The following is a 20,067-nucleotide window of genomic DNA, read 5'->3' on the forward strand; positions in this document are numbered from 1 at the left end:
CTCATCTATAATTCTTGAAGCGGATCCCAGAATACTTGTTTAAAGTTCTTGATCTTATTATCCTCCACTACTATTCCTTCATTTTCAAGCAACTCCTGCATCAGCTCTGGAGGCGAAAAATGGAACTTGCCGGTAAGCAATCCTGCACTGTTAACAACCCGATGCGCCGGTACAGGAGGATGCGCCAGGCCGGCATTACTCATCGCGTAGCCCACCATTCTTGCCGAACCGCCCGAACCCAGACTTTTCGCTATCGAACCGTAGGAGCAAACCCTTCCCTTTGGGATCAACCTTACCAGTTCAAAAACCTGATCGTAAAAGGATTGTTCCATATTCTGTTATAGCTTATCTAATGAAAACTGGATGTAATTGATGCTTTTGTCGTGCTTAAGGTAAATCCGTTCGTAGTGCGTTTTAATGGAAAGCAGGTCATCGTAAAACACAGATTTATACAATTGATCTGTCTTCTTAAAGCAGGACAAACCCAATTCCTCTACTTTTTCTACTGTATATTGGAAAAGGCCATCGTTATCCGTTTTCAGGTTGATCCTGCCATCCGACTTTAAAAACTGTTTGTACTTATTTAAAAAGCCAGGGTAGGTAAGCCTTTTCTTTTCGCGACTTTCCTGTGGCTGTGGGTCAGGAAAAGTGATCCAGATTTCATCTACCTCGTTTTGTGCGAAATAGTCTACAATATCCTCAATCTGTATCCTAAGGAAAGCCAGATTAGTAATACCCTCGTCGATACCTGTCCTGGCACCACGCCAAATCCTATTGCCCTTCAAATCTATACCAATAAAATTCTTCTGCGGAAACATCCTTGCCAGGTTAAGGGCATACTCTCCCTTCCCGCAAGCAAGTTCAAGTACTATAGGGTTGTCATTTTTAAAATGTTCTGAAGCCCATTTTCCCTTCAATACTTTACCCTCTTCCATTTGATAAACATTGGAAAAGGTATCTATCTCTGCAAATTTTCGTAACTTATCTTTACCCACTATAATTGTATTTAGTACAAACTTAAGAAATCTTGTAACATAAAATTCATTGCCATGGTAAAGTAAAGATGACCCAGCTAAAAACGTTTAGATGCGGGTAAATAATCAAAATTTATATATTTGTTAAAGTAAATAACATTTAACTATATGACGTTAGTCCAGCTTGAATACATAGTTGCCGTTGATACCTACCGAAGTTTTGTTGGCGCTGCAGAGAAGTGTTTTGTTACCCAGCCTACCCTGAGTATGCAGGTACAAAAGCTGGAAGAGATGCTGGACGTTAAGATATTTGACCGGAGCAAGCAGCCGGTTACCCCTACAGAGATTGGTACACAGGTTATCGAGCAAGCGCGCATCATCTTACAAGAAAGCCTAAAAATCAAAGAACTGATCAGCAGTCAGCAGCAGGATGTTGTTGGCGAATTGAAAGTGGGCATCATCCCTACTATAGCTCCTTATCTTTTGCCTAAAGTGATTGCTGCAATGATGGAGAAATATCCGCAGCTAAAATTAATGATCTGGGAATATACTACTGAAGACATCATACATCACCTAAAAACCGGCGTATTGGATTGTGGCATATTGGCTACCCCACTAGCGGATACCAATATTGAGGAGTTCCCCCTTTACTACGAAAACTTTGTAACTTATATTAGCAAAAACAGCAGGCTTTATAAGAAGAAAACCATTGATGCAGATGATCTGGAAGACGAGAATATCTGGCTATTGAATGAAGGCCACTGTATGCGGTCGCAAGTGCTCAATATTTGTCGTTCTACAAAACAGAACAGGATACAGGGGCTTACTTATAATACTGGTAGCGTAGAAACGCTGATACGAATGGTAGACATGAATAATGGCGCGACTTTATTGCCTGAATTGGCATTGGAAGAGCTTAGCAATAAACAGCTAAGTAAGGTGCGTTACTTCAAATCGCCGGAACCAGTTAGGGAGGTTAGCCTGGTTACACATAAAAACTTCATCAAAAAAAGAACATTGAATGCCCTGAAAGAGGAGATCTTAAATTTGATCCCTAAAGCCATGAAGCAAAAGAAGAAAAAAGATATTATAGGTATTTAGCAGGAAGACAACTCCACTTACTGAGCAGGTATCGCATACGAAATAAAACGACTAGCTCTTGAGATACAGGCTTTGAATATCCCAGATTTAGGTACGTTAAGTAATTTCTTGTATCTTCATTTTTAAATATTGAATGGAATGAAGTTATCTTTTTCTGCCAGCCCTATTGTGCGTAATCTCTTTTTAGCTGCCGCAATACCGCTTACCTTTTTAGGCATGAAGCCTAAACCCGACAATAGACCGAATATTATTGTAATCCTGGCTGATGACTTGGGCTTTTCTGATTTGGGATGTTATGGTGGCGAAATCCACACCCCCAATCTAGATCGTATTGCCAAACAAGGAATACAATTTAAGCAGTTCTATAACATATCCAGGTGCTGCCCAACACGGGCGTCTTTACTTACCGGTTTGTATAACCACGATGCTGGAATAGGCGATATGACAACACCTCAAAATGATGAGGGCTACAAAGGTTACCTGGGCAAAAATACTGTGACGATTGCCGAAGTTTTAAAGGATGCTGGTTACCGTACCGCAATGGCCGGCAAGTGGCACGTATCTAACACCATTGTTCAGAAAAACAGTGAGGAACAATTGAAATGGTTACATCACCAGAGCTCACACCCACTCTTTTCTCCATTGGAACAATACCCTACCAATAGGGGATTTGAGAAGTTTTATGGTACAATATGGGGAGTAGTGGATTACTTTGACCCATTTAGTCTTGTTGAAGGGACTACTCCAGTCGCCTCAGTACCAAAAGGTTATTACCATACGGATGCCATTAACGACAAAGCGGCTGGATACATTCGTGAATTTAGCAAAGCCGATAAGCCGTTCTTTTTATATGTAGCAGAAAATGCACCCCACTGGCCTATCCAGGCGTTGCCAGAAGATATTGAAAAGTATAAGGACACCTATAAAGTAGGTTGGGAAGCCATTAGAAAAGCCCGGTATAAGAAAATGGCAATGCTGGGTATTATTGACTCTACTAAAACCAAATTATCCGACAGGAATCCGGCAAATATAACCTGGGCAGACAACCCAAATAAAGAGTATGACGCAAGGGCGATGGCTGTCCATGCAGCGATGATTGACCGCATGGACCAGGGAATAGGCAGAATATTAAAGACGCTTGAGCAGACTGGTGAGATTGACAATACCATTATTGTATTTCTAAGTGACAATGGCGCAAGTGCAGAATCTAGCGAAGGCTATGGGCCGGGTTTCGATAGACCAGGAGAAACCCGGGATGGCAGACCTATATCTTACTCCAGAAAGAAAGATGTAATGCCTGGTCCGGAGACCTCCTTTTTCTCTATCGGTCAGAACTGGGCTAACGTAGCCAATACCCCTTTCAGGTTATGGAAGTACCAGAGTTTTGAAGGCGGCATTCATACTCCCATGATTGTATCATGGCCAAAAGGAATTAAAAACAAGGGAAGCAAGACGGATCAAATAGGTCACGTAATGGACTTTATGGCTACTTTTATAGAAGTCGCTGGCGCAAAATACCCTAAGGAATATCATGGAAACAAAATCACTCCGTTAGAAGGGCAAAGCCTTGCCCCTATTTTTAAAGGAAAGGAATTGGCTGTGGATAGGCCTTTGTTTAACGAGCATGAAGGCAGTAAATATGTGCGTTTCCAGAACTGGAAATTGGTGGTAGCCGGGGCCGACAAGAACTGGCGCCTGTTTAATATGAACAATGACAAATCCGAGACCAATAACCTTGCTGCGCAATACCCTGATAAGGTGGCCATGCTAAGCAAGTTATGGGATGATTGGGCCGCCAAGCATCATGTATTACCTAAGCCATAACAGAAGGCAGCTTGATGCCAGATAAAATAAAAGCCCCATAAGTAGATCACTTGCGGGGCTTTTATTTAGTATAGTAGTTTTACTTATTTTGCTTTTTTGAAACGGTCTGCTACAGCATCCCAGTTTACTACATTCCAGAAGGCCGCGATATAATCTGGTCTTTTGTTTTGATATTTTAAATAGTAAGCGTGTTCCCAAACGTCCATTCCAAGGATTGGCGCTCCTTTAACCTCTGCATTGTCCATAAGTGGATTGTCTTGGTTTGGAGTGGAAGAAACAATTAATTTTCCATCAGCACCAACACTTAGCCATGCCCATCCTGATCCGAAACGGGTAGTTCCTGCTTCAGCAAACTTAGTTTTGAAATCAGCAAATGAACCAAATGCAGCTGTAATTGCTTCAGCTAAAGCACCAGTAGGCTCGCCACCTTTATTTGGGCCGATAATTTCCCAGAATAGAGAGTGGTTATAATGACCGCCGCCGTTGTTCCTAACTGCAGGTGGGAACTTAGAAATGTTTTTTATCACCTCTTCAATAGATTGCGTAGCTTCCGGCTTACCTTCTAAAGCTTTATTAAGGTTGGTAACATAAGCCTGATGATGTTTACCATGGTGGATTTCCATAGTAAGCTTGTCGATATGTGGTTCTAATGCGTCTGTTGCGTACGGTAACGCAGGTAATTCAAAAGCCATATTATTTGTTTTTAGTTTAAAAATTAAGTTATTATGCAATCAGGAATAAACCCCTGGTGCATTGCTTTTAGCAAATATAACAATCGGGGGTTAAGTTTTGTTCAATTATATGTCAACTTTGCCCTCTTTTATTTTGAAAGAACTTAGTCATGAGTGCTGCGCAGGGACCTGCCAGCACATTGGATTTTAAAATGGTCTTAGGATGCAGCAGTTCTGCCCCTTTACTCAGGAAACCTCTTTTAGGTTCGTTTGCACCATATACAATTTTACCGATCTGCGTCCAGTAGCTTGCACCGGCACACATAACGCAAGGCTCAATAGTAACATATATCGTACAATCTCTCAAATACTTGCCTCCGAGTGTTTGCGCTGCAGCCGTAAATGCCTGCATTTCTGCATGGGCAGTCACGTCATTTAGTTGTTCTGTAAGGTTGTAACCGCGACCAACAATCCTCCCTTTGCATACGACAATTGCGCCTATAGGAATCTCATCTGCATCATATGCTTTTTGTGCCTCTTGTAGTGCCAAGCGCATGTAATGCTCATCCTCTGCTGCCGGATCCTCTCCCTCTGAAAAATTGTAAAAACTCATACTTCAAAGATAGCATTATATCATTTTACTTCCATTGGGTACCTGCTTATCCAGCGTTGTTAAAATGATATCTCCTTGCCCATCGGCAAATCCTGTTACCAGAAACTCAGACATGAATTTACCGACTTGCTTCTTTGGAAAATTAATGACTCCAAGTATCTGCTTACCCACTAGCTCCTCTTTAGTATAATGAAAGGTGATTTGTGCGCTACTCATTTTTATACCAAGTTCCCCAAAATCAACTCGCAGTTTATACGCAGGCTTCCGGACCTCTGGAAAATCAAACACTTCCAATATAGTCCCCGCCCTTAACTCTACCTTTTCAAAATCATTCCAATTGATCTCTTCCATAACATCTAATTCCTGCTAAAAATATCAGTTTGTCACGATCAAAGCAAAAAAAGCTACTTCTCCAGCAAAACCATCCCCCCTCAAGCTCGCTATCCCAATACTTTCCCCAACAAAATCATACCCCTCAAGTAAACTTTCCCACTACTTTCCCAGCAAAATTTAGCTTCTCAGAGAAGACCTTAGCGTCCCGATTTTTCATCGGGAATGCAGTCTTCGAAGAGAATGCTTAATTTTGTCCCTTATGATCGACATTATTCTCAAAAAAGGCAAAGAAAAAGCTGCGGTATTGCGCCATCCATGGATCTTTTCAGGAGCTATAGAAAAAGTAAAGGGCACACCAGCAAATGGTGAAGTGGTAAAAGTATGGTCGGCCACCAAGGAATTCCTCGCCTATGGCTATTATCACTCCACATCAAGAATAGCGCTGCGCCTGCTAGAATGGAATGAAGATACAACCATAGATAAAAATTGGTACCAGGAAAAACTGAAGATAGCAATTGCTTCAAGAGAAAGAATCTTGAACGCGGACACCAATACCTGCCGACTGGTTTTTAGTGAGGCCGACTTCCTGCCTGGTCTAATTGTAGATAAATATGCTGATTTTCTTTCTTTACAAATACTAAGTGCAGGAATGGAAACAATAAAGGCAGATATCATTGATTCCTTAATAACATTACTGAATCCAAAAGGAATATTTGATAAAAGCGATGCATCTGCACGCAAGCATGAGCATCTGGAAGGAGAGCAAGGCTTGTTGTGGGGAGAAAATCCGCCTGAATTTATTGAGGTGAGAGAATCTGGAATTGTGTACCACATTAACATAGCAGATGGGCAGAAATCAGGATTTTATTGTGACCAGCGTGACAACAGAAAAATCCTATCGGCCTATGCTAAAGGAAAAAATGTCCTTGACTGCTTTAGCTACAGCGGCGGATTCACATTAAACTGCCTGCAACAGGAGGCAGCAAACGTGACCAGCGTAGATAGCTCTGCCCTGGCACTGGAAACGCTAGCACACAACTTGAAACTGAACGGATTTAAAGAAACCAAACAGACCAGCATACAATCTGACGTGAACAAGCAACTGCGTATTTTTAAGGAAGAAGGAAAGAAGTTTGATGTAATTGTACTGGATCCGCCTAAATATGCACCTTCAAGATCAGCGTTAGATCGTGCGGCAAGAGCTTACAAAGACCTAAACCGACTAGGAATGCTATTGCTGGAAAGCGGCGGCATACTGGCTACATTCTCCTGCTCTGGAGCGGTTGATATGGAAACATTCAAACAGATTATTGCCTGGGCTGCCCTTGATGCAGGAAGAGAAGTACAGATACTTAAGCAGTTTAACCAACCCGAAGATCACCCTGTGCGGTTGTCCTTTCCGGAAGGTGAATACCTAAAGGGCTTATTGCTGAGGGTACTTTAACATTACTCCTCTGGCAATTGATCATACTCTCCTTTAAAGGCGTAATATCCAAATATGACAAGGCCTGCACTTATGGGAATGAATATAAATAGGATAATACCCCATTGGAGTGTTGTGTTGGTTTTAGCCACGCCTTCTGCCGCGAGCCCGATCTTATCCATTGCGTGAATAAAAAGAAATATGATAGATGCGGGGCCTAAGATGATCCAAAATAAGCCTAGTATTTTTTTGATTGAGTTCATGATCTTAATAAATTAATTACCACCCTCGCCATGGTCTGGCTTTTTGTTAGATAAATAAATAGCGCCAATTATAAAGCTAAGCATTGCAATTCCAATTGGGTACCATAGACCAGATAATGGCGTGGAACCCGAGAAACTGGCAATTAGTGTTGCAATGAATGGTACCAGTCCGCCGAATACACCATTGCCCACGTGGTATGGCAGCGACATGGAAGTGTACCTGATTTTTGTTGGAAAAAGTTCCACAAGAAAAGCTGCGATAGGACCGTAAACCATCGTTACTAATAAGATTTGGAAGAAGACCAGTCCTACAAATTTCCAGAATACCGGAGTGGAAAGTTTTTTATCCTTATAAACTTCTGGAGAGATTAATGAAATCTTGTTTGGATCTGCAAACTTGGTAAAAGATTCAGTTTTAGCATAAGAGCCGCCACTTTTTAAGCTCACAATAGATGTAGTGATGATTAAAGTATCGGCTGTATTTGGTACAGGAGTTTTCTTTACTGTAGGGTCTGAGATACTTTTGATCTCACTGAATTCGATTTTAGTGACGTCTGTACTATCTAAAAACTCTTGGTAAATGGGTCGGTAGAAAATAATACCCAACAACATCCCAGTGAGCATAATCCATTTGCGCCCAACCTTATCGCTCCAGGAGCCAAAAATAACAAAGAACGGAGTTGCAAACACGATTGCCCACAACAGGATATAGCGGGAATCATTAAAATCTACCTTACAGGTATTTTCAATAAACGATTGCGCATAAAATTGTCCGGTATACCAAATTACCCCCTGTCCCATTGTAGCACCGAAAAGCGCAAGCAATACCATTTTAAAATTGGCTTTATTACTGAAGCTTTCCTTTAGTGGATTTTTTGATACTTTGCCTTCCGACTTTAACTTAGTAAACATGGGCGACTCGTGCATCTTCATCCTGATGTAGATGGATACGCCAACTAGAAGACTAGATAGTAAAAATGGAATCCTCCAGCCCCAATCTGCAAATGCCTCGGCACCCAGCATATTCTTTGTTACCACAATTATGCCGAGAGAAAGGAATAGTCCGCCTGTTGCAGTAGTTTGGATCCAGCTGGTAAAAAAGCCTCTTCTGTTTGCCGGTGCATGCTCTGCAACATAAGTTGCCGCACCGCCATATTCACCACCCAGCGCAAGGCCTTGAACAAGCCTTAAGATGAGCACCAAAATAGGTGCAGCATATCCAATGCTTGAATAAGAAGGGATTAGGCCAATGAGAAAGGTTGATCCTCCCATTAAGACCAGCGTAAGTAAAAAAGTGTACTTTCTGCCAATAAGATCGCCAAGACGGCCAAAGACTAATGCGCCAAAAGGCCGCACTATAAATCCTGCTGCAAAGATGGCAAGTGTGTTAATTAGTGCAGAGGCTCCTGCATCTGCAGGAAAAAGCTGACTCCCTATGATGGTAGCAAGACTACCAAAGATGTAGAAATCGTACCATTCGATAAGTGTGCCCAGAGAGGACGCACCAATGACTTTGAAAATACTGTTTTTTTGAAGTTCAGTGCTCATTCAGGTTTGTAAATTTGGCTAAATAATAAATCTACAATTTATTATGAAAAAGCTACTCTTCTTCCCTAAAATAAACTTTATAATAATTCATTGACTTATCATCATCAAAACCCTTTTCAATGAGATCTTTGTCGCCATGAATGTAGATATGGAAGTTCTTGTCTAATTTAAGTACGCTTTTGAATACCCGCTGCTGCTTTTTAACGGCTGCGCCTGAAATATCAAAGCTGTCTGGTATCGCTGCATCAAATTCATCTTCGTAGCTTTTTTTATAGCTCTTAAATGATTCGATACCTTCCTTATTGCCGATCACTTCATTAGAAAACTCATCGAGATCGAAACTTTCTTTCTCTTTGAAGTACTTCATGGACTTGTTGAGCAAATCAATCTTATCTGCTTTGGATATTTCAAAATTATGATCCAGTTGCTCGGTTACAAAATTCTTGTAAACACCCAGAACGTTATTGGTTTGATTAAAGCTATCATTACGGGTCTTAAGTTTTAAAAACTCGTCTTTCCAGTAAATCGCTTCTCCACTTCTATTGGTTTGATCAATAACTGCCACCCGGAAACCCTCCTCCTTATCGGTATTGAAGATAAGACATCCTTTATCTAGCTTGTTGATATTGATGGCGTCCTGCTCATAACTTAGTCCGAAGCCGTCGATTTGCGGGTAAACCTTTAAATACGTTTCTTTGGTTTCTGATTTAAAAATACCAATTGCATCAAGCAGTTCACCTTCGATCTGTACATTTTCAAAAAAAACCAGGTAGAGTTCTCCCGATTTTATTTTTGGATGGCCAGATACCTCATAAAGGTGCTTTGCCAGTTCCTTGCTGTTCTCATGAAAAAGGGTGCTATCATCAAATATACCTTTAGCGAAATGATAAACTTCGTTCAGATTAAGGTCATTATTGGGATGAAAAAAATGATAGATTTCATTGGTTTTTTCAAAGGGTTTAAGAAAATATTGTTGCAGCAAATTGCTCAACATGTTGTCATTTAAGGCGATTGACTGCTCTGACAAGACATAGTGCTCGTCCTGTGCCTTATTTCCAATACGATGAATAGAGAGTTCGGCCAGGCTGGCTTCAAAAAAAGAGATCATAACAGCGTTTATTTTGCGTGACTATCCTTAGGAGAATTCCTGAGGCTAATTGGTTTTTGGGAATTCTTTTTCATCTTTAGATTTAACATTTCTACAAGGATAGAGAATGCCATTGCAAAATAGATGTAACCCTTTGGAATATGTTGCTCAAAACCTTCTGCCAGCAAAGAAACGCCAATTAGCAATAAAAATGACAAAGCCAGCATCTTAACTGTAGGGTGGTTATTTACAAAATTACTGATGGCACTTGCAGAGAACATCATGATAATTACGGCAATTACAACGGCTGCAATCATAATCTCCACGTGATCGGCCATGCCTACAGCCGTAATTACAGAGTCTAGCGAAAAAACGATATCAAGCAATAGTATCTGAACGATGACCCCGGAGAAAGAATAAACTTTGCCTTTCGTCTCCTTTTCTTCTTCGCTTTCTAGTTTATCGTGAATCTCATGTGTACTTTTATAAATAAGGAACAGTCCGCCCACGATTAGGATTAGATCTCGTCCTGAAATTTCTAATTTATGCAACCATTCAGTATCTGTTATACTTAACCAAGGACCCACACTGAACAAAGGAGATGTTAATGTCATTACCCAAGTAAGCGATAACAAGAGCATTACCCGAGTGATCATAGCAAGTCCCAGCCCCACCTGTCTGCCTTTCTTTTGCTGATTGGCAGGCAATTTTCCAGAAAGTATAGAGATGAAGATAATATTATCTATCCCTAAAACAATTTCCAGAAGCGTAAGGGTTAAAAGAGAGATCCAGGCCTCAGGGGTGCTTAAAAATTCCATATCATAAGTTTTGCTGCCGGCTAAGATAAAAAAAAGCTTGCTGATTACTCAACAAGCTATGATTGTATTAGCTATATATGTTCTTTTCATTGTTATTGTTTTGCTGTATATAAGACACAATTGATGTTTAAACGTTGAATGGGGACGCAATTATTTTTAATATACCAGTAAAATCAAGACCTGTTGAAATATGTGGTTCAAAATCAATATTTTTGCCGCTTAATAAAAAATTAAAAATGTTAAGAACAATTACTTGCGGAGCTTTAACCACAAAGAATTTAGGGGAAAATGTAATCTTGTGCGGATGGGTACAGAAATCGAGAGACTTGGGAGGAATGACCTTTATTGATATAAGGGACCGTTATGGAATTACGCAACTGGTTTTTAACATGGATGATAATATTGCCCTTTGTGAAGCTGCTCGTAGCCTTGGCCGTGAGTTTGTGATCAAAGCAAGTGGTTTGGTAGTTGAGCGATCCAATAAGAATTTAAAAATGCCAACGGGCGAAGTAGAAATTAAAATAACTGCGTTGGAGATTTTAAATGCGGCCAAGCTACCCCCCTTCCTTATAGATGATGAAACAGATGGCGGTGATGATTTGAGAATGAAGTACCGCTACCTGGACCTTAGAAGAAATCCCATCCGTAACAACATGGTCTTGAGACACCGGATGGCTCAATCTGTGCGCCGTTATTTAGATGGGCTTGACTTCATAGAGGTGGAAACACCGGTGCTTATTAAATCAACTCCAGAGGGTGCGAGGGACTTTGTAGTACCAAGCAGAATGAATGCGGGCGAATTCTATGCCCTGCCTCAATCTCCTCAAACGTTTAAGCAACTGCTAATGGTTTCTGGATTTGACAGGTATTTCCAGATTGTTAAATGTTTTAGAGATGAGGATCTGCGCGCAGATAGGCAGCCTGAGTTTACACAGATCGATTGCGAAATGTCTTTCATTGAGCAGGAAGACATACTGAATACTTTTGAAGGGCTAATAAGAACGCTATTTAAAGAAATTAAAGATATTGAATTGCCCGAAGTTCCAAGGATGCAATATGCCGATGCGATGCGTTTGTATGGCTCTGACAAGCCAGATACACGATTTGAAATGCAGTTTATTAAGCTGACGGATCTTGTAAAAGGAAAGAATTTTCCTGTTTTTGATAATGCAGAGCTGGTAATTGGAATTAATGCAAAAGGTTGTGCAGGATATACACGTAAGCAGGTTGATGAACTGACTGATTTTATAAAGCGCCCACAGATTGGAGCAACCGGTCTGATTTATTTGAGACACAACGAGGATGGGTCACTGAAGTCTTCAGTAGACAAATTCTACAATGAAGAAGAACTTAAAGGATGGTCGGCCGCGCTGAATTCTCAACCAGGTGACCTTATTTTGATTATGGCTGGAGCTACAGATAAGGTTAGAAAACAGCTAAGTGAGTTGCGTTTGGAAATGGGTAACAGACTGGGCTTGCGCGATAAGAACAAATTCAGTGCCTTATGGGTATTGGATTTCCCTTTATTGGAATGGGATGAGGAGACAGAAAGATACCATGCGATGCACCACCCTTTTACTTCTCCAAAACCAGAAGATATTGCCATGTTAGATACCCACCCTGGAGAAGTAAGGGCAAATGCGTATGATATGGTGGTTAACGGAACTGAAATTGGTGGGGGGTCAATAAGAATCCACGACAGGACGCTTCAGGCGCTGATGTTTAAACACCTTGGCTTTTCGGCTGAAGAAGCTCAAAAGCAATTTGGCTTTTTAATGGACGCTTTTGAATTTGGTGCGCCTCCGCATGGTGGGATAGCATTTGGTTTTGACCGATTATGCTCTATATTTGCTGGGTTAGACAGTATAAGAGACGTGATTGCCTTTCCTAAAAACAACTCAGGCAGGGATGTAATGATTGATAGTCCGTCTACCATAGATGATAAACAACTTAAAGAGTTAAAAATACAAACTACCCTATAAAAAAAGGCGCCGATTTAACTTAATCGGCGCCTTTTTTATTTAATATGATTCGCTATCAGGTGGAATTCCATAATCTACATATCCTGAAGTTGGAACAACTTTCTTTTTCTTTGAACCCCCAAACCACGATTTCACTACATTAAACATACCTGATAAATGTTCTGCATCAAGTGATTTACCTACTTTGCCGGATGCCAGACCTACAAGCGCCTTAGTAATTAACCCAGATCCCCTAAAAATCGTACTGTTCATTACAAGAGGCAGCAAAAGTGACATTACACTACTACTGATATTTAGTTTCTCATCAGCCTTAAGAAATGCCGATGGAGTAGCATATTTCCTAATAATATTGCCTAGGGTAAACTGATGTATGTAATCTTTAGCATTCTTAATAAGTGCTTCTCCCTGAATATCATTTTGGGCTTTTAAGCTGCATACTGTTTCATGAAGCTCATCAAGATTATTGATGTTATACTTTTTGTTCTTGATCTTCATCTTTATCTGCCAGTTTGTTAAAGTAATTTCTGATGGTAAAGTTAATTATTGCCTTCTCTATATACTTTTCCTTTGTATAATACACGATTAAGGCAAGAAGAATATAGATGATAGCAACACAGCCAAAACCTTGCGTATGGCTTCCCAACACATCAGATAAAAATAAAGCAAGGGTAATAGTTCCGAAGAGGAACGCCAGTAAGAAACAGATAATAACCGCAGCATTAGTTACAAGATCCGCAAAAATCTTGGCTAGTTTTTCTACAAGGTATAATCGCGTATACTCTACCCTGGTGTCTAAATAAGCCTTCGCGTCTTCGTAAAGATCTTCTATGCTTTTTTGTTTATTATCTTCCATTATTTAATTCTGTATAGGTTATTTAAGCGTGCTCAATATCATCTACAAACTCATCTTCAGTTTCTTTAATCTTGCTTTTTACAGAGCTTACAACTTTGTCTTTCAGACTAGAAAGATTGTTGATCTCATCTGCAGCCATATCTTTAATAGAGTCTCCTAAGTCTTTCAAAGACTGACTCAATTTGTCTCTTGTTTCGCTGCCCTTCTCTGGAGCAAACAACAATCCTAATGCAGCACCTGCTGCTAAACCAGCCAAAAGGCCTATTAATACTTTTGAATTATCATTCATCACATTTAAATTTAAATAGTTAACATTAATTTGATACGGGAATTTATGCCTTTATAACGAATCCTGTTCGGAAATTGTTTTAATTCTTTCTAATCTCTCTGAAGCCATGGCACTTGTTTCATATATTTTCAGCAATAGGATAAACCATGAGATCAGGAGTGGGCCAAATACGAGTCCTAAAATACCGAATAGCGGAATTCCGATAACTACCCCAATTACAGTAATAACGGGATGTATGTTCCCTACCCTCTTGGCAATCATAAACCGCAGTACATTATCTATATTGATGATGACGACAAACCCAAAAATAAGCATTGCCCAACCAGCAAAACTATTACCATTTGCGATTTGCAATAAGGCAGCAGGAACAAAGATCACAGGTGGACCAAGTACTGGGACAAATGATATGAAAGTTGTTATTACTCCCCAAAATACAGGATCGGTATAACCCAGCACATAAAACGAAATGCCCACTAACGTACCCTGCACCAATGCAATAAAACCCTGCCCCAAAACATTTGCATAAGTTGTGTTGCGCATCTCTTCTGCAAAACGCTGTACATTTTGCTCTCTAAATGGCGCGTATTTAATTAGGGCGCTTTCAAATGAATCCATCTGTACCAACATGAAATAGAGTAAGAAGTACATGAGCATTAGCCCTAATATGATGTTGAAGGCTCCGGTAATTATGGATGGAAAGAGTTCAGTTGCCCACGTTCCCGCTTTTTTAATTCCATCTTCAACCAGATTTTGCAAATCTCCACCTATAGGCATCAGGTGCTTCAATTTAAAAAGTATATCTTTAAAATATGCGGGATTGTTCTGTAACTCGGCAATCTTTTCAATTACCATACTGCTTAAAGCATAGAATGGAAGAATAAGAACAACTACAGATATGAATAGCAATAATATGGCAGCGAGGCTCCTATTCATCCGCTTTACATCAACGAGATAAACATAACCAGGTCTCAATATTGTATAAAGCACAAGCGTACTGAGAATCGACCCAAAAATGCCCTGTAAAGAGTATAAAATTAAACAGCCTAAAACTACAATAATTAGCAGTGTAATGTTGTTTCGTTGTTTATAGCTAAATATTGACATCATTGAATATATTAAACGCCTGGTATTTAATCGTGTTTTATTACGGGCAACTGAAGTAAAAATAAACTTCCTTTGGACCGCGCTTTTAAATTGCTGTTATTTTCATTAAGATACAATATCCCAATACCATTGATGAAATAAAAAAGATAACAACGGCAAATAACACTAGGTATCCAAATTAATGGCTCTCATCTTATTGTACAACGTTTTACGGTCAATGTTAAGAATTTTAGCCGCTTTAGTTTTATTGAAATTAACTTCTCTTAGTACTGTTAAAATTGTATCGTATTCTGCTTCTAAGGCTGCGTTTTTTAAGTCCCTTGGCTTTTCAACTCTTACCATAGAGTTTTCTATTGCTGATGCCTTAGCGTATGTAGAGATTTCAAGTGGTAATGCTTTTAACTGTATTTCCTGAGATTCTGTGAGCAAGGTTGCCCTTCTAACCACATTTTTAAGCTCTCTTACATTTCCAGGCCAATTATAGGTAAGAAAACATTCTACAACTTCATCTGAAAAACCCTGCACATTTCTATTTAGCTCTTGATTTGCAAAATTTAAGAAGGTGTGGGCAAAAACCATAATATCTTTACCACGGTAACTAAGTGGTGGAAGATCAATAGAAAATTCATTAAACCTATGGTAAAGATCCTCTCTAAACTTACCTTTTTGAATGGCATGACCTAAATTTTCATTAGTCGCCACGATAATGCGAACGTCGAGATTAATCTCTTTAGTACTGCCTATTCTTTTGATTTTGCGCTCCTGTACCGTCCGTAAAAGAGCTGCTTGGATCTCATAAGAAAGATTACCCACCTCATCAAGAAAAAGAGTTCCACCGTTTGCCATCTCAAAATGGCCTATTTTAGTATAAAGTGCCCCTGTAAATGAGCCTTTTTCGTGACCAAAAAACTCGCTTCCCGCAAGTTCCTTTGTAAGGGAGCCGCAGTCCATTGCAATAAAAGGATTGTCTTTTCTAGGGCTATTTAAGTGTATTGCCTTGGCAACAGATTCTTTACCTGTTCCGCTTTCCCCTGTTAGGATTACGCTATAAGAGGTTGGGGCTACAAGCTGGATCTGCTTTAATAACTCTTTAGAAGCAGGACTTTGTCCGGCAACAAAATTATCTGCCTGCACATAGCTTTGTTTAGCTGTCTTTTGTTTTGGCGCCTGGTTTGAATTATCAGAAACATTGGCGTTAAGCGCAATCTGCGTCTCTATCGCTTTATTTATGGTATTTAATATTTCATCTGGATAAAGTGGCTTGGTGATGTAGTCATAAGCACCTAATTTAATCAACTCAACAGCAAGTTTAATATCTGAATAACCAGTTATGATAATAACACCTGTACCCGGAGATCGCTCTTTAATCTTTATAAGCATCTCTTTACCATCAGTATCTTCCAGACGATAGTCGCAAAGTACCAGATCATACGTGTCTTTAGCAAGGTAATCCAGCGCACTTAACCCGCTTGTTGCGGTAGACACAATAAAGGAATTTCTTATTAAAAACTTAGACAACAATATGCCTATATTTATTTCATCGTCTACTATTAATATTTTTCTCATAAAATAAATAGGCTGAGCTCATTTAAGAAATAAATATAATAAAAGTTATTTTATAATGGGCAATATTTTCTACACTTTTCCGCTATAATTCTCGCGATGCTATTAATATAGCACGAACAATCAAAATGAATTGATACATAACTATCTATTTACCAGAGAACAATGGAGTCCTCTTATCTAAAAAGGCAGAAATCCCTTCTTTAAAATCCTCAGTACTGAAACACTTGCCAAATTCGTTGATCTCTATTTCATACCCATTAATACCCGATGTTCCTGCTGCATTGACCGATCTTATAGCAGCGGCTAAGGCCAGTGGTGCTCTTTGTCTTATTTTATTAAAAAGTTCTTCTGCCTTTTGCAAAAGTTCTGTCTGAGGCACTACATAATTTACAAGGCCAATCTGCTCTGCTCTTGTCGCAGTGATGGGCTCGGCTGTTACAATCATCTCAATTGCTCTACCCTTACCAACTAGCGCTGTAAGTCGCTGAGTACCTCCATATCCCGGAATCAACCCAAGCGTAACTTCCGGCAAACCAAGTTTTGCATTATCTGAAGCAATCCTAATATGGCAAGCCATTGCAAGCTCTAATCCGCCGCCCAGCGCCCAGCCATTTACAGCAGCAATCACTGGCTTAGCGCTACGCTCAATGGCATTAAAAACATTTTCCTGTCCCGCTCTTGCCAGTGCTTCTCCTTGTTGTGTATCAAAACTTGAAAACTCAGAAATATCGGCTCCTGCAACAAATGCTTTTAGACCAGATCCAGTAATAAGAACGCCCTGCACCTCGTCACGCTCTGCAAACTTTATTGCATCTGCCAGTTCCGTTAGCGTTGCCTTATTTAAAGCATTTAACTTATTTTCCCGATTGATAGTAAGGTAAAGAATTTGATCCTTCAACTCGGAAAGAATGTTCTGATATTCCATAATTAGAAATTTCTATTAAGCTTTAACCATTCTGTTCTATTTTTCACAACGACAACCAAACCTACTTTTGTCACAAAAAACCGAGTTGGTCTGTTTAAAGTATTGTCTATAATTTATATATGTACATGCTAAAGGTAAGTAAATTAGCAGTTTTATGTTAACTTTACCGACCTATTTTATTGATATATGAGCGAAGAAAAGTCGTTGAACTTTATTGAGGAGATTATTGAAAACGATCTAAATACCGGCAAATACAATACCCTGATTACACGTTTTCCACCAGAACCAAATGGATATTTACACATTGGGCACGCAAAGGCCATCTGCCTAAACTTTGGGCTAACCAAGAAATATGGTGGCTACACAAACCTTAGGTTTGATGATACCAACCCTGTTACAGAAAAAACTGAATATGTAGACAGTCAGCAGGAAGACATCAAATGGCTGGGCTTTCAATGGAAAAACGAATTGTATACTTCAGATTACTTTGATACGCTTTATGATTATGCCGTAAAGCTGATTACTGATGGGTTGGCTTATGTAGATAATGGTACTGCAGAGGAGATTGCTCTTTTAAAAGGAACACCAACAGAACCTGGCAAAGACAGTCCTTTCAGGGACAGAAGCATCGAACAAAACCTGGAACTTTTTGCCCAGATGAAAAGTGGTTCTTTAGCGGATGGCGCCTGTATTTTGCGTGCAAAAATAGATATGTCAAGCACCAATATGCTGATGAGAGATCCCATCATCTACCGTATTAAACATGCCGCTCACCATAGAACCGGAGATAAGTGGTGTATATACCCAATGTACGATTTTGCCCACGGACAAAGTGACAGCATAGAATCCATCACCCATTCCATTTGTACTTTAGAATATGTCTCGCATCGCGAATTATACGACTGGTTTATTGAGAAGCTAGGAATTTTTCCATCAAAGCAATATGAATTTGCCCGACTTAATCTTTCCTATACAGTAATGAGTAAGCGTAAGCTGCTACACCTCGTTAACGATGGGGTGGTTATTGGTTGGGATGACCCAAGAATGCCAACAATTAGCGGCCTTCGCAGAAGGGGTTATACTCCAGAAAGCATCAGGGAGTTTTGTGAAAGGATTGGAATAGCAAAACGTGAAAACATAATAGAACTTAGTTTGCTGGAGTTTTGCGTAAGGGAACACCTGAACAAAATAGCCACCAGGGTTATGGCTGTACTCGACCCAATTAAATTGGTGATCACCAATTATCCAGATGGACAGGAAGAAATTCTTATTGGTGAAAACAACCCAGAAGCTGAAGATAAAGGTGGTTCGAGAGAAATTCCATTCAGCAATGAGCTGTGGATTGAGCGCGAAGACTTTATGGAAGAGCCTGCAAAAAAATGGTTCCGCCTGGCGCCGGGAGCTGTAGTAAGATTAAAACACGCATACATTGTTAAATGTGAAGGTTTTGAAAAAGACAGCGATGGCCATGTAACACAGATTAACTGTTCTTACATTCCAGAGTCAAAAAGCGGACAGGATACCAGTGGCATTAACGTTAAGGGAACCATCCACTGGGTAAGCAGCAAGCATGCTAAAACTGCCGAAATAAGAATGTACGATCGTCTATTTACAGTGGAGTCTCCCGATGCTGAAGAAGGTGATTTTAAAGATTATTTAAACCCAAACAGCATTGAAGTAATCAGCAAAGCATATATTGAGCCTTACCTCCAAAATGCTGATCAGGATGGTCGCTATCAATTTATAAGAAAAGGATATTATACGCTCGACAAAGCTTCTTCCGCAGAAAACTTAATCTTTAACCGCACAGTTTCCCTTAAGGATGCCTGGGCAAAATCAAACAAATAGATAATCTGCTACAAATATTTTTTGTACAGGTTAAACAATATCGACTTATCTGCAGGGGTTAGCACCGGAGTAATATCCGTTTGCACAAAATGACGCTTAAAAGCAACAATCGCTGCAGGTAAGTTACTTACATCATAACCCATAATTCTCAAAGCCACTTTTGTATCAAAATCTTCCGTTGGCATAATTAATAGCTCGTCATACCAAAGGCCAAACCCTTTTTCTGCAAGTAATTTCCAAGGGAAATCATGAGGGTCTGGCTTCCTGCTAGGAGCGATATCAGAGTGACCTATAAAGTTAGCAGTAGGTATTTTGTAATGCCTCTTTAATGTGGCAAGTAACTTTAGCACACCTTGGATCTGTGATGGGCTATATGGCTCAAACCCGTCGTTATCTATCTCAATTCCAATAGAGGAAGAATTAATATCCGTATCATTACCCCATTTCCCAATACCTGCATGATGCGCACGCAGATAATCATTAACCATATGAACTACCTTTCCATCTCTTCCCACTACATAATGCGCACTAACTTCACTCTGCCCTTTAACAGTAAAGGTTTTAATGGTTTGATCGGTAGACTTCTGTGCGGTATGGTGCAGAATTACAAAATTAGGCTTCCGGATACCGAAGTTTACAGAGCCAACCCAGGCTTGAGAATCAATAGCCATTGAATCAACTCCCTGACTTAGAGGAGGTGTCATCTCAATGATTTTTGCATACCCTTTAGCCTGCGTTTTATAGATTTTATTAGTGGCAGCATATTTGTTTGTGGAACAAGACGAAACCATTAGTAGCGAAATAATAAAAAAACCAGCAATAAATTTATTTTGAGTAATCATGAC

At 39.8% G+C, this 20,067-nt stretch carries 21 protein-coding genes; 5 read left to right on the plus strand and 16 right to left on the minus strand.

What is annotated here, in order from left to right; translation table 11 throughout:
* Positions 1–5: 5 nt before the first annotated feature.
* Both ACVWYN_RS01445 and trmB read right to left on the minus strand, forming a co-directional pair.
* On the minus strand, positions 6–332 hold the full coding sequence (locus tag ACVWYN_RS01445) for an MGMT family protein (RefSeq protein WP_457287037.1): 327 nt from the start codon (positions 330–332) through the stop codon (positions 6–8).
* A 6-nt stretch (positions 333–338) separates the two neighbouring features.
* The gene (gene trmB / locus ACVWYN_RS01450) at positions 339–995 is read right to left on the minus strand and encodes a tRNA (guanosine(46)-N7)-methyltransferase TrmB (protein ID WP_457287038.1); all 657 of its coding nucleotides are present in this window, start codon (positions 993–995) and stop codon (positions 339–341) included.
* A gap of 147 nt (positions 996–1,142) precedes the next feature.
* Here trmB and ACVWYN_RS01455 point away from each other — a divergent pair, with 147 nt between their 5' ends.
* Both ACVWYN_RS01455 and ACVWYN_RS01460 read left to right on the plus strand, forming a co-directional pair.
* The gene (locus tag ACVWYN_RS01455; protein ID WP_457287039.1) at positions 1,143–2,075 is read left to right on the plus strand and encodes a LysR substrate-binding domain-containing protein; all 933 of its coding nucleotides are present in this window, start codon (positions 1,143–1,145) and stop codon (positions 2,073–2,075) included.
* Positions 2,076–2,213: 138 nt separating this feature from the next.
* Entirely contained in the window at positions 2,214–3,899 is a 1,686-nt protein-coding gene (locus ACVWYN_RS01460; protein WP_457287040.1) for an arylsulfatase, read from the plus strand.
* An 83-nt stretch (positions 3,900–3,982) separates the two neighbouring features.
* Here ACVWYN_RS01460 and ACVWYN_RS01465 read toward each other — a convergent pair whose 3' ends face one another.
* The 3 genes from ACVWYN_RS01465 to ACVWYN_RS01475 all read right to left on the minus strand — a co-directional run bounded on the left by ACVWYN_RS01465 (position 3,983) and on the right by ACVWYN_RS01475 (position 5,534).
* Positions 3,983–4,591 carry a superoxide dismutase gene (locus tag ACVWYN_RS01465; protein ID WP_457287041.1) on the minus strand — a complete coding sequence of 203 codons (609 nt, stop codon included), beginning with the start codon at positions 4,589–4,591 and terminating at the stop codon, positions 3,983–3,985.
* A gap of 112 nt (positions 4,592–4,703) precedes the next feature.
* Positions 4,704–5,183 carry a nucleoside deaminase gene (locus ACVWYN_RS01470; protein WP_457287042.1) on the minus strand — a complete coding sequence of 160 codons (480 nt, stop codon included), beginning with the start codon at positions 5,181–5,183 and terminating at the stop codon, positions 4,704–4,706.
* A 15-nt stretch (positions 5,184–5,198) separates the two neighbouring features.
* Positions 5,199–5,534: a tRNA-binding protein gene (locus ACVWYN_RS01475; RefSeq protein ID WP_457287043.1), complete on the minus strand. Its 336-nt coding sequence runs from the start codon at positions 5,532–5,534 to the stop codon at positions 5,199–5,201.
* Between the two features lie 241 nt (positions 5,535–5,775).
* Here ACVWYN_RS01475 and ACVWYN_RS01480 point away from each other — a divergent pair, with 241 nt between their 5' ends.
* On the plus strand, positions 5,776–6,960 hold the full coding sequence (locus ACVWYN_RS01480) for a class I SAM-dependent rRNA methyltransferase (RefSeq protein ID WP_457287044.1): 1,185 nt from the start codon (positions 5,776–5,778) through the stop codon (positions 6,958–6,960).
* 2 nt (positions 6,961–6,962) lie between these two features.
* Here ACVWYN_RS01480 and ACVWYN_RS01485 read toward each other — a convergent pair whose 3' ends face one another.
* Genes ACVWYN_RS01485 through ACVWYN_RS01500 form a run of 4 tightly spaced genes read right to left on the minus strand, consistent with a single transcriptional unit; the run spans position 6,963 to position 10,655 of the window.
* Positions 6,963–7,202, minus strand: a complete 240-nt coding sequence (locus ACVWYN_RS01485; protein ID WP_457287045.1) for a DUF6814 family protein — start codon at positions 7,200–7,202, stop codon at positions 6,963–6,965.
* A gap of 12 nt (positions 7,203–7,214) precedes the next feature.
* A complete protein-coding gene (locus ACVWYN_RS01490) occupies positions 7,215–8,750 on the minus strand; it encodes an MFS transporter (protein WP_457287046.1) in 1,536 nt (511 codons plus the stop codon).
* Between the two features lie 52 nt (positions 8,751–8,802).
* Positions 8,803–9,858 (minus strand): nucleoid-associated protein, encoded by a 1,056-nt coding sequence (locus ACVWYN_RS01495; protein ID WP_457287047.1) that lies wholly within the window; start codon positions 9,856–9,858, stop codon positions 8,803–8,805.
* An 8-nt stretch (positions 9,859–9,866) separates the two neighbouring features.
* A complete protein-coding gene (locus ACVWYN_RS01500; RefSeq protein ID WP_457287048.1) occupies positions 9,867–10,655 on the minus strand; it encodes a TerC family protein in 789 nt (262 codons plus the stop codon).
* 236 nt (positions 10,656–10,891) lie between these two features.
* Here ACVWYN_RS01500 and aspS point away from each other — a divergent pair, with 236 nt between their 5' ends.
* Positions 10,892–12,637, plus strand: a complete 1,746-nt coding sequence (gene aspS, locus ACVWYN_RS01505; protein ID WP_457287049.1) for an aspartate--tRNA ligase — start codon at positions 10,892–10,894, stop codon at positions 12,635–12,637.
* Positions 12,638–12,676: 39 nt separating this feature from the next.
* Here the strand turns inward: aspS and ACVWYN_RS01510 are convergent, their stop codons facing one another.
* From ACVWYN_RS01510 to ACVWYN_RS01535, 6 genes are all read right to left on the minus strand, one after another.
* Positions 12,677–13,132 carry a hypothetical protein gene (locus tag ACVWYN_RS01510; protein WP_457287050.1) on the minus strand — a complete coding sequence of 152 codons (456 nt, stop codon included), beginning with the start codon at positions 13,130–13,132 and terminating at the stop codon, positions 12,677–12,679.
* Positions 13,107–13,490 (minus strand): phage holin family protein, encoded by a 384-nt coding sequence (locus ACVWYN_RS01515; RefSeq protein WP_457287051.1) that lies wholly within the window; start codon positions 13,488–13,490, stop codon positions 13,107–13,109. Before ACVWYN_RS01515 ends, ACVWYN_RS01510 begins: the two co-directional genes overlap by 26 nt.
* Positions 13,491–13,512: 22 nt before the next feature.
* A complete protein-coding gene (locus ACVWYN_RS01520; RefSeq protein ID WP_457287052.1) occupies positions 13,513–13,779 on the minus strand; it encodes a YtxH domain-containing protein in 267 nt (88 codons plus the stop codon).
* A gap of 51 nt (positions 13,780–13,830) precedes the next feature.
* Positions 13,831–14,886, minus strand: a complete 1,056-nt coding sequence (locus ACVWYN_RS01525; protein ID WP_457287053.1) for an AI-2E family transporter — start codon at positions 14,884–14,886, stop codon at positions 13,831–13,833.
* Between the two features lie 162 nt (positions 14,887–15,048).
* Positions 15,049–16,449: a sigma-54-dependent transcriptional regulator gene (locus tag ACVWYN_RS01530; protein WP_457287054.1), complete on the minus strand. Its 1,401-nt coding sequence runs from the start codon at positions 16,447–16,449 to the stop codon at positions 15,049–15,051.
* Between the two features lie 145 nt (positions 16,450–16,594).
* Positions 16,595–17,374 carry an enoyl-CoA hydratase/isomerase family protein gene (locus ACVWYN_RS01535; protein WP_457287055.1) on the minus strand — a complete coding sequence of 260 codons (780 nt, stop codon included), beginning with the start codon at positions 17,372–17,374 and terminating at the stop codon, positions 16,595–16,597.
* A gap of 186 nt (positions 17,375–17,560) precedes the next feature.
* Here ACVWYN_RS01535 and ACVWYN_RS01540 point away from each other — a divergent pair, with 186 nt between their 5' ends.
* Positions 17,561–19,222: a glutamine--tRNA ligase/YqeY domain fusion protein gene (locus ACVWYN_RS01540; RefSeq protein WP_457287056.1), complete on the plus strand. Its 1,662-nt coding sequence runs from the start codon at positions 17,561–17,563 to the stop codon at positions 19,220–19,222.
* Positions 19,223–19,230: 8 nt separating this feature from the next.
* Here the strand turns inward: ACVWYN_RS01540 and ACVWYN_RS01545 are convergent, their stop codons facing one another.
* Positions 19,231–20,064, minus strand: a complete 834-nt coding sequence (locus ACVWYN_RS01545) for an N-acetylmuramoyl-L-alanine amidase (protein WP_457287057.1) — start codon at positions 20,062–20,064, stop codon at positions 19,231–19,233.
* Positions 20,065–20,067: the final 3 nt, after the last annotated feature.

It is taken from the genome of Pedobacter sp. UYP24 (assembly GCF_054057295.1).